The following is a 14,607-nucleotide window of genomic DNA, read 5'->3' as shown; positions in this document are numbered from 1 at the left end:
CGAGGCCCTGGCGCACCGATAACCCGACCGGACGACCGGGTCATGCATTCACTCACACGATCAGGAACGGCTCCTTGAAGAAGTGTTCCTCCAGATTGACGCCTTCGCCGCCGCGATCGACCACCGCGAAATCCGAGACGTCATCAAGCGGCGTCAGGATGCCGTGCCAAACATTGCGAGCGATGTTGACGCCCTGGCCCGGGGTGGTCTTGAAGGCGATCGGTTCACTCGGGCCTTCGTCGGTTTCCCGGGAGACGACGATCAGAAACGGATTGTCGCTCAAGGGGATGAAGGCCTGGCTGCCGAGCGGATGGCGCTCGACCATGGTGAGTTTCAGCGGCAGCGGATAGGGTACGCCGCGCACCAGGCTGATCATGGGCCGGGCCTTTTCGCCTGTTGTATCGATCTTGGCGAGGTCGTGGTAGCGGGTTGCATTGCCCCCGTTGATGGGGAAGTTGTTGGCATTCTCCGTTTCGATCACGTCGCCGAAAGGCGCAAAAGCCTCCCGGGTCAACGGCTGTATGACGATCTCCTTCATGTGACGCTCCTCCGTCTGATGTTGGTCGTTTAAGGGGTGCCGGCACCTGCAATGCGCCCGAAGACTCGCAGCCGGCTGACGCCGCCATCGGGGTAGATGTTGAGACGGACATGAGTGGCGAGACCGATGTCTTCGATCATGCCTGCGCCATAGTCATGGATGCTGTCGGGGCTCAGCTGCTGGCGCGGCAGCACGTCCCTCCAGTAGAGCGACGATGCTGTCACTGCAGCGTCGACGGCACACTCCGCCTCGCTGAGGTCGGCCGCCTGCACCGAGCAGGCATCCGGGTAGTTACCCTTGAAATGTGCGGTGTCGACGATAACGCGTTCGATCGACGTCCGTGCGGCAAGGTGTACGATGATCCAGTCGTTGCCCGGTTCGCGCCGCCGCCGCGTCTCCCAGCCGTCGCCCATGTTGATCGCCGGGCCGGGCGCTAGCAGCCGTTGATGGCCGTAATGGCCGTTCGAAAAGGCGACAATCCGGCCGCCGAGCAGCGAGGATGCGAGGTCGACGGCCTCGTCGCCGAACCTACTTAGGTCGAGTTCGGGCGTGCCATAGACCCGTAACCGGGCAATGCCGCCGTCAGGATAGATGCGCAGCCTGACGTGACTCCAAACCCCTTCGACCCGCGCCGGGAAGAAATGGTGGGCGCTTGGGCCAAGCGGGCTCGTGCACAAAAGCTCGGTCCACACTGTCGTTTCATCAGGTCCTCCTGGCGCCAGACAGGCATCAATGGCGCAGGCACTGGGGTAGTTGCCGGTGAAGTGGGCTGTGTCCACGTCGAAGCCGGCGATCTGGCCGCTTGCGGCAAGGGCGACGATTGCGTGGTCATGGCCAGGGCCGCGCCGGCGCCGGGTTTCCCACCCGTCCATCCATTTGCCGTGGTCGTCGTAGACACCGGGATGGAAGACTGCGGGACAATCCTGCAGCAGCCGCTCAAGCGGGGCGAAGAACTCGTCCGTCGCAAAGACCGGCCTGGCGCCAAGGCCGGCGGAGGCGAGATTGATCGCCTTTCGCGCGAAGTCAGGCAGGTCGACGGCTTCGATCGCCATGGCTTTGCTCAGCTCGGCAGCATGTCTTTGAGGCGCAGAAGCGCGATCCTTTCCACCTGACGGCAGGCCGTCTCCAGCTCGCTGTCGCGATCGTTGCCGATGCGGGTTTCGAAGGCGGCGAGGATGTCATCCTTGCTGCGGCCCCTGACGGCAATGATGAACGGAAAGCCGAACTTTGCGACATAGGCGCTGTTGAGTTCGGTGAACCGCGCGCGTTCGGTATCGGTCAAGGCATCGAGGCCGGCGGACGCCTGCTCGCTGGTCGAGCTTTCGGTCAGCCGCTTTGCCTGCGCCAGTTTGCCGGCGAGATCCGGGTGGGCGTTGAGCACGGCAAGACGCTCGTCTGCCGTCGCCTCGCGGAACACTGCGGTCAGCGCCGCTGCAAGCCCGATCGCCGTGTCGTTGGCAGCCGACAGTTCACCGGCAAAGGCGCGTTCGGCGATCCACTCGGAATGTTCGAAGACGCCGCCGAAGCGAGCGACAAATTCAGCCTCCGAAAGCCGCGACGGACGATCGTCCCAGGCCTTGAACGGGTAGGTTTTCGCCCAGTGGCGGGCGATATCGATGCGCCGGGCGAGCCAGACTTTCTCGTGTCCCCTCACATAATCGATGAAACGGGCAAGTGCTGCGGCGCGACCCGGCCGGCCGACGAGGCGGCAGTGCAGGCCGATGCTGAGCATCTTCGACGCGCCCGCGGCACCTTCCGCATAGAGCACGTCGAAGCTGTCCTTGAGATAGCTGAAGAACTGGTCGCCGCTGTTGAACCCCTGCGGTGTCGCAAAGCGCATGTCGTTGGTGTCGAGCGTGTAGGGAATGACGAGCTGATGGCGACCTGCATGTTCGTGCCAGTAGGGCAGGTCGTCGGCATAGCTGTCGGAGACGTAGTCGAAGCCGCCGGTCTCGGTCACCAGATCGAGCGTATTGTCGGAACAGCGGCCGGTGTACCAGCCGCGCGGCGGTTCGCCGGTGACCACAGTATGCAGCCGGATCGCCTCGGCGATCTCCTCCCGCTCGCGCTCGGGGCTGAAATCCTTGTGCTCGATCCATTTGAGGCCGTGCGAGGCGATCTCCCAGCCGGCATCCTGCATGGCGGCGACCTGGGCCGGCGACCGCTTCAGCGCTGTTGCAACGCCATAGACCGTCGCCGGCACGCCCTTTTCGGTAAACATCCGGTGGAGCCGCCAGAAACCGGCGCGGGCGCCATATTCGTAGATCGATTCCATGTTCCAGTGGCGCTGTCCGGGCCAGGCCTGAGCGCCGACGATTTCCGACAGGAAGGCCTCCGATGCGGCATCGCCATGCAGCACGCAATTCTCGCCGCCTTCCTCGTAATTGATCACGAATTGCACGGCAATCCGCGCCTCGTCGGGCCAGACGGTGGTGGTATCAGGGCCATGGCCGTGAAGATCGCGGGGGTATCTCATATGAAGCAGTCCTCCAGACATTTGTCTCTGCGGCCTGATTCCTAACGGGATTTTTCCAACGTCATTCCCCCTGAAAATTTTGAAAGTCTCGAATGAACGGCCCGCTTCTCAATCCCCTGGCTCGCCTCGATACTGCCAACTGGAAAGCTGACTTCGGGAGGAGCGATACGCATGCAATCTCATGGTGGAAACGACGGCCGTCTGACGACCCATGTGCTGGATACGGCCAGTGGCAAACCGGCCAAGGACCTGCGCATCGAGCTTTATCGCATCGAAGGCGAGCGCCAGACGCACCTGCGCTCGGTACGCACCAATGACGACGGACGCTGCGACCAGCCGCTTCTGAGCGGACCGCTGATGCAGACGGGCACCTACGAGTTGCAGTTTCACGCCGGCGATTATCTCGGCTCCGAAGCGGCGCGCGGCGCCAATCCGTTCCTCGATATCATCCCCATCCGCTTCGGCATCGATAACCAGGCGGCGCACTATCACGTGCCGCTGCTGCTCTCGCCCTTCGGCTACTCCACCTATCGCGGGAGCTGACCGGTTATGACCATCCAGATCCGCAACACCATCCGTTTTCTGCTCAACCACCGCCTCGTCGAGCTTTCCGACGTTTCGGCGGTCCAGACATTGCTCGATTTCCTGCGCATCGACCGCAACCTGCGTGGCACCAAGGAAGGCTGCGCCGAGGGAGACTGCGGCGCCTGCACGGTGCTGGTCGGCCGCCTGCTCGGCGGCCAGCTGAAATATGAATCCGTCAATGCCTGCATCCGCTTCGTCGGCTCGCTCGACGGCTGTCATGTTGTGACGGTGGATTCGCTGGCAACGCCGGGCGGCCCGCTTCATCCCGTCCAGCAGGCGATGGTTGAGACGCATGCCTCGCAGTGCGGTTTCTGCACGCCCGGCTTCGTCATGTCGCTCTATGGCCTCTGGATGGAGAACCCGAAGCCGTCGATCACGGAAATCGAAAAGGCGCTGCAGGGCAACCTCTGTCGCTGCACCGGCTACGCCGCGATCATCCGCGCCGCAGAAGCGATCTCGACGATCGGCGATCTCGGCAAGGATCCGCTGTTTGCCGAACGCGACCGGATCGCCGGTGAACTCGCCAGCCTTCAGGATGGTCGCCGCGTGGTGATCGGCGAGGGATCCGAGCTGTTCATGTTGCCGGCCTCCGTCGACGATTTTGCCGATGTGCTCGAAGCCAATCCGAAGGCGACGATCGTCGCCGGCTCGACCGATGTCGGTCTTTGGGTCACGAAGTTCATGCGCGATATCGCGCCGGTCGTGCACCTGACGCATCTCGAAGAGCTTCGCCGCATCACCGTCGACGAGAACGGTGTGACGCTGGGCGCAGGTGTCAGCTATGCCGAAGCCTATCCAGTTATCACCGAGCATTTCCCGCAACTGCGCGAACTCTGGGACCGGATCGGCGGGCAGCAGGTCCGCAATATGGGCACCATCGGCGGTAACATCGCCAATGGTTCGCCGATCGGCGACACGCCGCCGGCACTGATCGCGCTCGGGGCCTCGGTGACGCTGCGCAAGGGCGCGCGCCGTCGCACGGTCGCGCTCCAGGATTTCTTCATCGCCTATGGCAAGCAGGATCGCGAGCCCGGCGAATTCGTCGAGGCGGTCCATATTCCCTTCCTCGAAGCCGACACGTGCTTTGCCGTCTACAAGATCACCAAGCGGCTGGATGAGGATATCACCGCGGTCTGCGGCGCCTTCCGTCTGACGTTCGACGGTGCCGGCAATGTCACGGACGCCGTGATCGCCTTTGGCGGCATGGCCGGAACGCCGAAGCGGGCTGACCATGTCGAGGCTACGCTCAAGGGCAAGGTCTGGAGCGAGGCGACAGTCGAGCAAGCGATCTCCGCCTTCGATGAGGACTTTACGCCGCTCACCGACTGGCGGGCTTCGGCGGAATACCGCCAGCTGGTGGCGAAGAACCTGCTTCGCCGTTTCTATCTGGAAACGCAGGCGACCGGAAACATCCGGCTCGACCGCACCATCGCCGTTGCAGTCTAGGAGGTGAGACCCATGAATGTGATGCAGCCCATCGACCGCATCCGCGGTGGCGTCCACGAAAACGAGCGGCACGAATCCGGCCACAAGCATGTGTCGGGAACCGCCGAATACATCGACGACATTCCCGAGCCCGCCGGCACGCTGCACGGTTATCTCGGCCTGTCGCAGCGCGCCCATGCCGATATCCTGTCGATCGATTTCGACGCAGTCAGCGCCAGTGAAGGCGTGATCGGCATCCTGACGGCCGACGATATCCCCGGTGAGAACGACATCAGTCCTGCCCATAAACACGACGATCCGGTGTTTGCGACTGGCAAGGTCGAGTTTCACGGCCAGCCGATCTTCGCCGTCATCGCCACGTCGCGCGAGGCGGCACGGCGTGCGGCCGTGAAGGTCAAGGTCGAATACCGCGACCTGCCGCATGTGACCGACGTGCTGGAGGCGGCCGCCGCCAACTATCCGTTGGTCATCGATCCCCTGAAGCTGGAGCGCGGCGACATCGAAGCCGGTTTTGCCGAGGCGAAAAACATCGTCGAGGGCGAGATGCGCATCGGCGGACAGGACCACTTCTACCTCGAAGGCCAGATTTCTTTCGCCATTCCCGGCGAAGACGACGAGGTGCTCGTCTATTCCTCGACCCAGCATCCGAGCGAAACCCAGCACATGGTGGCAACCGTGCTCGGCGTGCCGTCGAACGCCGTCACCGTGAATGTGCGCCGCATGGGCGGCGGCTTTGGCGGCAAGGAAACGCAGGCCAACATCTTTGCAGCCGTAGCGGCACTCGCCGCAAAGAAGTACCGCTGCGCCGTCAAGGTCAGGCCCGACCGGGACGACGACATGTCGGCGACCGGCAAGCGCCACGATTTTCATGTCGACTACAAGGTCGGCTTCGACGACGAAGGCCGCATCGAGGCGGTCGATGCGGTGTTTGCGGCGCGCTGCGGTTTTTCCGCCGATCTCTCCGGTCCGGTCACCGACCGGGCGCTGTTTCACGCCGACAATTGCTACTTCTATCCAAATGTGCGCCTGCGCTCGAAGCCGTTGAAGACCAACACCGTTTCCAACACCGCGTTTCGCGGTTTCGGCGGGCCGCAGGGCATGGTCGGCGGTGAGCGTATGATCGAGGACGTCGCCTACGCGGTCGGCAAGGATCCGCTCGAAATCCGCAAACTCAACTTCTATGGTGGCGAAGGTCGTAATCTCACGCCCTATCACCAGAAGGTCGAAGACAACATCATCGGCCGCATCATCGAGGAACTGGAAACGTCGGCCGATTATGCCGCGCGTCGAGAAGCCGTGATCGCCTTCAACCGGGAAAATCATATCGTCAAGCGCGGCATTGCGCTGACGCCGGTCAAGTTCGGCATCTCCTTCACCAAGACCGAGTACAATCAGGCCGGCGCACTGGTGCACGTCTATGCCGACGGGTCGATCCACCTCAACCATGGTGGCACCGAGATGGGGCAGGGGCTTTACACCAAGATCGCGCAGGTGGTTGCCGACGAGTTCCAGGTCGATCTCGGGCGGATCAAGGTGACGGCGACGACGACTGCGAAGGTGCCGAACACATCGGCGACGGCCGCATCCTCAGGCGCGGATTTGAACGGCATGGCCGCCGCCAATGGGGCGCAGCAGATCAAGGCGCGGCTGGTGCGCTTTGCTGCCGAACGCTGGAACGTTGCGGAAGCCGATGTTGCTTTCGAGCCGAACACGGTGCGCATCGGCGCGGAACGGTTGCCCTTCGGCGAGTTCATCAAGCTCGCCTATGGCGCCCGCATCCAGCTGTCTGCCGCCGGGTTCTACAAGACGCCGAAGATCCACTGGAACCGCTCTGAGGGTCGCGGCCGTCCGTTCTTCTACTATGCCTATGGCGCGTCCTGCTCAGAGGTCAGCGTCGACACGCTGACCGGCGAATATCAGGTCGATCGCACCGATATCCTGCATGACGTCGGCCGGTCGCTGAACCCGGCACTGGACCTCGGCCAGGTGGAGGGTGCCTTCGTTCAGGGCATGGGCTGGCTGACGACCGAAGAACTCTGGTGGGATGCCAAGGGGCGGCTGCGCACGCATGCACCGTCGACCTACAAGATCCCGCTTGCCTCCGATCGCCCGCGCGTGTTCAACGTTCGTCTCGCCGAATGGTCCGTCAACCGCGAGGAGACGATCCGGCGGTCGAAGGCCGTCGGGGAACCGCCGTTCATGCTGGGCATTTCGGTACTGGAGGCCTTGTCGATGGCAGCCGCGAGCGTTGCGGAGTATCGTATCGCTCCGCGCCTCGACGCGCCGGCAACACCGGAGCGGGTGCTGATGGCGATCGAGCGGCTGCGGGCCGCCGCAAGGCAAGGGACTGTGGCAAAGGGTTGATGGCGATGGTTGCGAGCCGAGAGGATATCAGGGACTTCCTGCGCCGCGAACCGGACTGCGTGCTGGTCGAGGTAACCGGAGCTGCCGGCTCTACGCCGCGCGACACCGACGCCTGGATGCTGGTGGCGCCGGACGGTCTTTTCGGCACCATCGGCGGCGGCCAGCTCGAATATATGGCGATCGATCACGGCCGGCGCGCCCTGAAGCGCGGCGATCGCGCCGACGCCATGACGATCCCGCTCGGCCCCGAGATCGGCCAGTGTTGCGGCGGGCGTGTCGCGCTCGCCTTCACGCGCATCGATCGGGAGAAAGCCGCCATGCTGATTGACCGCAGCGACCTGGAAATCGCCAGTCGCCCCCATATCTACGTCTTCGGCGCCGGTCATGTCGGCGACGCCTTGGCGATGGCACTGTCGCTCGTGCCGGTGCGCACAATCCTCGTCGACACCCGCGAGGACGAACTTGAGGCGGCCAACATTCACGGCATCGAGACCTGCCTGACGGCGATGCCCGAGGCGGTTGTCCGCGATGCCCCGCGCGGCAGCGCTTTCGTCATTCTCACCCACGACCATGCGCTCGATTTCCTGATCGCGGCCGAGGCGCTCAGGCGAGACGATGCGTCCTATGTCGGCATGATCGGCTCGAAGACCAAGCGTTCCACGTTCAAGAGCTGGCTTTCACGCGAAATTGGCCGGCCGGATCTGTTCGACCGGCTCGTCTGCCCGATCGGCGGCACGGCGGTGAAAGACAAGCGGCCAGCTGTCATCGCGGCGCTCGCTGCGGCCGAGATCATGACTGCGGCACTCAACCAACATTGGGAAACACCGGCCGTCGGGTCGATCAAGCGGGGCAAGCACGTCGGCGCCTGACATCAGGCGCCTTGGCGCGGCCGGATTATGCAATCGCCGACCTGATCGAATTCGCCCAGCTCCTGCGCGTGACGCTGCCCCCATTCGCATAGGGCAAGCAGAACCGGCTCCAGGCTTTGTCCCAGCGCCGTTGCCGAATATTCCACCCGAGGCGGCACTTCGCGAAAGATCTCGCGATGAACCAGGCCATGTTCCTCCATCTCGCGAAGCTGCTGGATCAGGACTTTCTGGCTGATGGCCGGAACAAGCCGCCGCAACTGCGAAAGCCGCCGCGGACCGTCGAACAGATGATAGAGGATCACGGCTTTCCAGCGTCCCGAGATCACCTTGAGCGCGCGTTCGGATGGCAATGACGGCAGTCTCTTGATGATATCGGTCATGGTTACCAACTGGTCAGTATGAAACGAAAGGGTGTGTAGAGCCGCATTGGAGAGTAGGGCTAGTTACGGATCGAAGCCAATCAAATCAGGTCGAGATCCATGAGAGCCATTGAATACCGATCCTTCGGGGCCCCTGAAGTCCTTCATGCCATCGACGCGCCAACGCCGGCGCCCGGGCGCGGTGATGCGCTGGTGCGCGTCAGGGCTATCGGGCTCAATTTCTTCGAAGTTCTGATGCGGCAGGACCGCTATGCCCTCACGCCGGATTTGCCGCTTGTGCCGGGTGTCGAGGTGGCTGGTGTTGTCGAGGCGCTGGGCGAGGGCGTGAAAGCACCGGCGGTCGGTACGCGGGTGGCCGTGCCCATGTTCGCCTTTGGGCGCGGCTCCGGTGGCTGCGCCGAATATGTCTCCATTGACGCCAGCGCACTTGTCCCGATCCCCGACGCGGTCTCGTTCGAGGTGGCGACGGCGCTGATGATCCAGGGGTTGACGGCGCTCCATCTCGTTCGGCAAAGCAAACCCCAAGGTAAGACAGTGCTGGTGACGGCGGCCGCCGGCGGTGTCGGCTCGCTGCTCATTCAGCTTGCAAAGGAGGCGGGCGCCAAGACGGTGATCGCGCTTGCCGGCGGCAGCGAGAAGGTAACGTTCGCGCGCTCGCTTGGCGCAGACGTTGCCATCGATTACCGGACAACAGACTGGCAGGAGACGCTCAGCCGGCATCTGGTGGGTGGCTCGGTCGAGACGATCTACGACTTCGTCGGTGGTGGCTTCACCAAATCGGCGCTCTGCTTGCTTTCGCCCGGCGGTGAGCTTGTCTTTGGCGCGATGGGCCGATTCGAACTCGCGGCAGGCGATGTCGAACGGATGCTGTCGAACAATCAGTCGCTACGCGGCTTTGCCCTGTTGCCTTTGCTCACCCCTTCCGGCCTGAAGGTCGATCTCGGTCATCTGTTCCGTCAGGTAGAAGATGGGCGGCTGAAAGTTCATGTGGGTGGCCGGTTTCCGCTGGCACAGGCGGCCGAGGCGCATAGCGTCCTGGAAGCGCGAAGCACGATGGGCAAGATCGTGCTCGTGCCTTAGTCTTTGGACCCAAGCGCAGTTTTACCGATGCTGGCCGTCAGGCCAGCATCTTGCCGATCAGCCGCTGACAGCGCTCCGCCATATAGTCGATCATCAGCCGCACCTTCGGGTCCTGAAAACGCTTGTGCGGATAGATCGCCGCCAGTTGCACGCCGAGCGGCGGCGTCGATGCCAGGATCGGCACCAGTTCGCCAGCGTTGATGTGGCTCTTCACTTCGAAAAGTGGCTTGTTGATGATGCCGCGTCCGTCGAGCGCCCATTGGGTCAGCACGTCGCCGTCATCTGAATCGTAAGGTCCCGTCACCTCGAATTTCCTCACGCCTTCCGGCGTCTGCAGCGTCCAGAAGTACTCCTTGGAGCCAGGGTAGCGCAAAAGCAGACAGTCGTGCTTGTCGGCGATCAGCTCGTCCGGGGTCTGCGGCATGCCGCGTTTTTCGAAATAGGCGGGTGCGCCGCACACGACCCGCTCGCAATTCATGATGCCGCGCATGCGCAGGTTCGAATCCTCGAGAATGCCGAGCTTGAAGGCGACGTCCACGCCTTCCGACAGGATGTCGACATTGTGGTCGGAGAGCCGGAGCCGCACTTCGATATCGGGATACTTGTCGTGAAACTCCGGAATGCCCGAGGCAATCAGCCTTCGACCTATCCCCAACGGAGCGGTAATCTTCAGTGCGCCCTTCGGATTGTGCGAGAGGTCTGCAATGGCGTTTTCCGCCTCGTTGACCGCCTCGAGGATCTTGACGGCACCGTCGTAGAACACGCGACCGTGCTCCGTTGGCGTCAGCTTGCGCGTCGTCCGGTTGAACAGCCGAACGCCCATGTGGCGCTCCAACTCTTTGATTCTATTGCTGGCAACCGCCGGCGTTACGCGCTGGTCGCGACCAGCTGCCGACAGGGTTCCAAGTTCTACGACGCGTACGAAGACGCGCACATTGTCCAGATATGACATGCCTCCCGATCTCTCCTCCGGGCGTTATGTAACGCATCCATTCCGTCGCGATTATATAGATTTTTTTGAAAGTGTTGGTGACGGAGCGACGTTCCCCCGAACTCCAGCAATGACACATAATACCGCACGGAGAAATGGGAGAATTGCATGTACGAGTATGCCATAGCCTGGGATTGGCTGACCTTTGCCATGAGATGGCTGCACGTCATCACCGGTATCGCGTGGATCGGTTCGTCGTTCTATTTCGTCGCGCTCGACCTTGGCCTGAAGAAGAGACCCGATCTGCCCGTCGGCGCCTATGGCGAGGAATGGCAGGTTCACGGCGGCGGTTTCTATCATATCCAGAAGTATCTGGTGGCACCGGCAAACATGCCCGAGCACCTGATCTGGTTCAAATGGGAATCCTACGTCACCTGGCTTTCCGGGTTCGGCATGCTGTGCATGGTCTATTATGCGGGCGCCGACCTCTACCTGATCGACCCGAATGTGCTCGACGTGTCGAAGACGACGGCGATCGCCATTTCGCTGGCCTCGATCGGTTTCGGCTGGCTTGCCTATGACACGATCTGCAAGTCTCCGGCCGGGCGCGACAACACAAAGCTGATGGTGCTCCTGTATTTCATCCTGGTCGGAATGGCCTGGGGGTATACGCAGCTCTTCACCGGCCGCGCCGCCTTCCTGCACCTCGGCGCCTTCACCGCGACGATCATGTCGGCGAACGTCTTCTTCATCATCATCCCGAACCAGAAGATCGTCGTTGCCGACCTCATCGCCGGCCGCACGCCGGACGCGAAATACGGCGTCATCGCCAAGCAGCGCTCGACGCACAACAACTACCTGACGCTGCCGGTGTTGTTCCTGATGCTGTCGAACCACTATCCGCTGGCGTTCGGCACCCAGTACAACTGGATCATTGCGTCGCTGGTGTTCCTGATGGGCGTCACCATCCGCCACTATTTCAACACTCGCCACGCCGACAAGGGCAACCCGACCTGGACGTGGCTTGCAACCGCGCTGCTCTTCATCGTCATCATGTGGCTGTCGACCGTGCCGAAGATCCTCAGCGGCGACGAGGAGGCAAAGGCGTCGGCGTCCCAGCAGCCTTTCGTGACCGCCAAAGCCTTTCCGAAGGTCCGCGATACCGTGCTCGGCCGCTGTTCCATGTGCCATGCCAAGGAACCGGGCTGGGAGGGGATCGTCGTGCCGCCCAAGGGCGTGACGCTTGAGACCGATACCGAGATCGCCAATCACGCCCGCGAAATCTATCTGCAGGCCGGCCGTTCGCATGCCATGCCGCCGGCCAATGTTACGGGCGTATCGGACGAAGAGCGACAACTGCTCGTCGCCTGGTACGAGTCCGTTGTGAATGGAGGTAAGGTTCAATGACCGATTTGCTCATCCGCGGCCGCGTGCTGACCTTCGTCGAAAAGCCTGAGGGCATCGACGATATCGCTTCCTATCGCTATTTCGAAGACGGCGCCGTTCTGGTGCGGGCCGGCAAGGTTGCCGATATCGGCGAGCATGCAGACGTTTCGCGCCGTGCCGGTCCTGCGGTCAAGGTTGCCGATCACCGGCCGAACCTCGTGCTGCCGGGCCTGATCGATACGCATCTGCATTTCCCGCAGACGCAGGCGATCGCCTCCTATGGCGCGCAACTTCTCGAATGGCTGAACACCTACATCTTCGTCGAGGAACAGAAGTTCCGTGAGCCAGCGCATGCGCAGTTCATCGCCGGGAGGTTCATGGATGAGTTGCTTTCCAACGGCACCACGACGGCTGTCGCCTATTGCTCGGTCCATCCGGAAAGCGTCGACGCCTACTTCGGCGCCGCCGAAGAGCGCGGCATGTTGATGATCGGCGGCAAGGTGATGATGGACCGCAACGCGCCCGACGCGCTGCGCGATACGCCGCAGCTGGGCTATGACGAAACCAAGCACCTGATCGGCAAGTGGCATGGTCGTGGCCGTGCGCACTACGCCATCAGCCCGCGCTTCGCCATTACCTCGACGCCGGAACAGATGGAGATGAGCCGCGCGCTCGTTGCCGAACATCCCGAGTGTTACGTCCAGACCCATCTTTCCGAGAACAAGGATGAGATCGCGTTTGCGACCTCGCTCTATCCGGACGCGAAGGACTATACTGACATCTATGCCCGCTACGATCTGCTGACGCGCAAGACGCTGCTTGGGCACTGCATCTATCTGAGTGACCGCGAGATTTCGGTTCTTGCAGAGACGGGCGCCGTCGGCACGTTCTGTCCGACCTCGAACCTGTTCCTGGGCTCAGGCCTCTTCGATCGCGACCGGTTCGATAAGCTCGGCGCCCGCTGGTCGGTGGCAACCGATGTCGGCGCCGGCACCAGCTTCTCGATGCTGGAAACCATGGACGAGGCCTACAAGGTCCTTCATCTGCAGGGCCAGCGGCTCTCGCCGCTCAACTCCTTCTACATGATGACGCTGGGCAATGCCCGGGCGCTCGATCTCGATGACCGTATCGGTTCGCTGCATATCGGCGCCGACGCCGATATCGTCGTGCTCGACAGCCGCGCCAAGCCGTCGATGGAACTGCGCATGCGCGTGGCCAAGACGCTGGCCGAAGAGCTGTTCATCCTGCAGACGATGGGGGACGACCGCTCGGTGGCCGAGACCTATGTCGCCGGCAAGCCGATGAAACATCGTGCGCGTGCCGATGCCGTTGCGGCAGAGATCGACGGTAGCCGGAAACTCGAAACGGTCTGAGCCGTTTCATCGCGTTGCCTTCCCAAAAACGGGGACGAACGCGATCTGCGCCCCGTCGTGGAGCTCGATAAGGGGAGGTAGACGTGGCCGCAAACCTTGAAAACGCCTATTGAAGGGAGGCCCGTTCGCCTCCCTCATTCCGGCCTTGTGCCGGAAACCAGCGACCTGACGTCCGTCAGGTCAAAGGACCTTCCAGCCCAAGGACTTGGGGCTAGCTAGATTCCTGTGACAGGTACAGGAATGATGGAGCACTTGGCGCACGCTCAGTCTCCTAAGACTGGGCTTTTCAGCAATCCACGTCTCCCCTTACAGCGCAGGCTTTCTTCGTCAGAGATCTTCCGGCCGCTTGCCGCCCATCGCCCGGGTCAGCGCGTCGGCGCGTTCGCGCACGACCGGGCCGAGCAGCGCCAACCTGTCGTCGTTGACGCGCACCGACGGCCCCGAGATCGAGATGCCGGCTATCGTCTCGCCATATTCGTTGAAGATCGGTGCCGCCACGCAGCGCATGCCGAGCGTATGTTCCTCATCGTCGACCGACCAGCCGCGCTGGCGGATGTTCTGGATATCCTGCAGCAGCGCCGGCAGGCTGTCGCGGGTCTTGTCGGTGAAATGCGCGAGCTCGCGCCCGGCAAGCAGATGCGCCACATCCTTGTCCGCCCAGGTCGACAGGATCGCCTTGCCGATGCCCGACGCATGGATCGGCCCGCGCCGGCCGGGGCGAAAGAACGCCCGCATTGGGGCATGGCTTTCCACCTGCGAGATGAAGACGACATCGCCGCCTTCCTCGATGCCGATGTTCGCTGTTTCGCCGCTTTCCTCCATCAACTGCTTCAGGAACGGACGACTGATGGTGCCGAGCTTGCGGAAGCGCAGATAGGCGTTGCCGATCTCGAATGCCTTCAGGCCGATGGTCCAGGCGCCGGTGTCCGGATCGTTCATCACCATGCCGTGGTTGGCGAGAGAGGTCAGCAGCCGGTGCACTGTCGATGGTGCCATGCCGGTCACATCGGACAGGTGCGTCAGGGTCGAGCCGTCGTTTTCGGCAACGATCGCCAGCAGCGTCAGGCTGCGGTCGAGCACCTGTACGGAGCCGGGCGCTGCGTTCTCGCCGGCCTTCCTGCCGCGTTTTCCCTTGCCTGTCGCATCCATCCTTCGTCCTCCAGCGATCCCCGAGTCATG

Annotated in this window: 13 protein-coding genes; 7 read left to right on the top strand and 6 right to left on the bottom strand. The window is 62.6% G+C overall.

Annotated features, from left to right (window positions below; all coding sequences use genetic code 11):
* Nucleotides 1–52: 52 nt before the first annotated feature.
* From LPJGGPFB_RS27230 to puuE, 3 genes are read right to left on the bottom strand one after another with little or no spacing between them, the layout of a single operon-like run.
* Complete coding sequence (locus LPJGGPFB_RS27230) at nt 53–538, bottom strand: ureidoglycolate lyase (protein ID WP_034799348.1); 486 nt, start codon at nt 536–538, stop codon at nt 53–55.
* Between the two features lie 29 nt (nt 539–567).
* Nucleotides 568–1,590, bottom strand: coding sequence for an allantoicase (gene alc / locus LPJGGPFB_RS27225; protein ID WP_173423063.1), 1,023 nt, complete (start codon nt 1,588–1,590; stop codon nt 568–570).
* Between the two features lie 8 nt (nt 1,591–1,598).
* The gene (gene puuE, locus LPJGGPFB_RS27220; RefSeq protein WP_173423062.1) at nt 1,599–3,014 is read right to left on the bottom strand and encodes an allantoinase PuuE; all 1,416 of its coding nucleotides are present in this window, start codon (nt 3,012–3,014) and stop codon (nt 1,599–1,601) included.
* A gap of 171 nt (nt 3,015–3,185) precedes the next feature.
* Here puuE and uraH point away from each other — a divergent pair, with 171 nt between their 5' ends.
* Genes uraH through xdhC form a run of 4 tightly spaced genes read left to right on the top strand, consistent with a single transcriptional unit; the run spans nt 3,186 to nt 8,278 of the window.
* A complete protein-coding gene (gene uraH / locus LPJGGPFB_RS27215) occupies nt 3,186–3,557 on the top strand; it encodes a hydroxyisourate hydrolase (protein ID WP_173423061.1) in 372 nt (123 codons plus the stop codon).
* 6 nt (nt 3,558–3,563) lie between these two features.
* On the top strand, nt 3,564–5,045 hold the full coding sequence (gene xdhA / locus LPJGGPFB_RS27210) for a xanthine dehydrogenase small subunit (protein ID WP_173423060.1): 1,482 nt from the start codon (nt 3,564–3,566) through the stop codon (nt 5,043–5,045).
* 12 nt (nt 5,046–5,057) lie between these two features.
* Complete coding sequence (gene xdhB / locus LPJGGPFB_RS27205) at nt 5,058–7,409, top strand: xanthine dehydrogenase molybdopterin binding subunit (RefSeq protein WP_173423059.1); 2,352 nt, start codon at nt 5,058–5,060, stop codon at nt 7,407–7,409.
* Nucleotides 7,410–7,414: 5 nt separating this feature from the next.
* On the top strand, nt 7,415–8,278 hold the full coding sequence (xdhC, locus tag LPJGGPFB_RS27200) for a xanthine dehydrogenase accessory protein XdhC (RefSeq protein ID WP_234903102.1): 864 nt from the start codon (nt 7,415–7,417) through the stop codon (nt 8,276–8,278).
* A gap of 2 nt (nt 8,279–8,280) precedes the next feature.
* Here the strand turns inward: xdhC and LPJGGPFB_RS27195 are convergent, their stop codons facing one another.
* Nucleotides 8,281–8,658: a winged helix-turn-helix transcriptional regulator gene (locus LPJGGPFB_RS27195; protein WP_173423057.1), complete on the bottom strand. Its 378-nt coding sequence runs from the start codon at nt 8,656–8,658 to the stop codon at nt 8,281–8,283.
* A gap of 99 nt (nt 8,659–8,757) precedes the next feature.
* Here LPJGGPFB_RS27195 and LPJGGPFB_RS27190 point away from each other — a divergent pair, with 99 nt between their 5' ends.
* Entirely contained in the window at nt 8,758–9,738 is a 981-nt protein-coding gene (locus LPJGGPFB_RS27190; protein WP_173423056.1) for a quinone oxidoreductase family protein, read from the top strand.
* A 37-nt stretch (nt 9,739–9,775) separates the two neighbouring features.
* Here the strand turns inward: LPJGGPFB_RS27190 and LPJGGPFB_RS27185 are convergent, their stop codons facing one another.
* Entirely contained in the window at nt 9,776–10,690 is a 915-nt protein-coding gene (locus LPJGGPFB_RS27185) for a LysR family transcriptional regulator (protein ID WP_173423055.1), read from the bottom strand.
* A gap of 147 nt (nt 10,691–10,837) precedes the next feature.
* Between LPJGGPFB_RS27185 and LPJGGPFB_RS27180 the strand changes: the two genes are divergently transcribed.
* Nucleotides 10,838–12,076: a urate hydroxylase PuuD gene (locus tag LPJGGPFB_RS27180; protein WP_173423054.1), complete on the top strand. Its 1,239-nt coding sequence runs from the start codon at nt 10,838–10,840 to the stop codon at nt 12,074–12,076.
* Complete coding sequence (guaD, locus tag LPJGGPFB_RS27175) at nt 12,073–13,428, top strand: guanine deaminase (protein WP_173423053.1); 1,356 nt, start codon at nt 12,073–12,075, stop codon at nt 13,426–13,428. The genes LPJGGPFB_RS27180 and guaD overlap by 4 nt, the downstream gene beginning before the upstream one ends.
* A 327-nt stretch (nt 13,429–13,755) precedes the next feature.
* On the opposite strand, the gene LPJGGPFB_RS27170 is transcribed toward guaD, so the two are convergent.
* Nucleotides 13,756–14,577: an IclR family transcriptional regulator gene (locus LPJGGPFB_RS27170; protein ID WP_173423052.1), complete on the bottom strand. Its 822-nt coding sequence runs from the start codon at nt 14,575–14,577 to the stop codon at nt 13,756–13,758.
* Nucleotides 14,578–14,607: the final 30 nt, after the last annotated feature.

This window comes from Ensifer adhaerens (assembly GCF_013283195.1).
Classification (GTDB): Bacteria; Pseudomonadota; Alphaproteobacteria; order Rhizobiales; family Rhizobiaceae; genus Ensifer; species Ensifer adhaerens_G.
The sequence above is the reverse complement of the archived record's forward strand: the minus strand, read 5'-3'. Positions and strand labels throughout refer to the sequence as shown.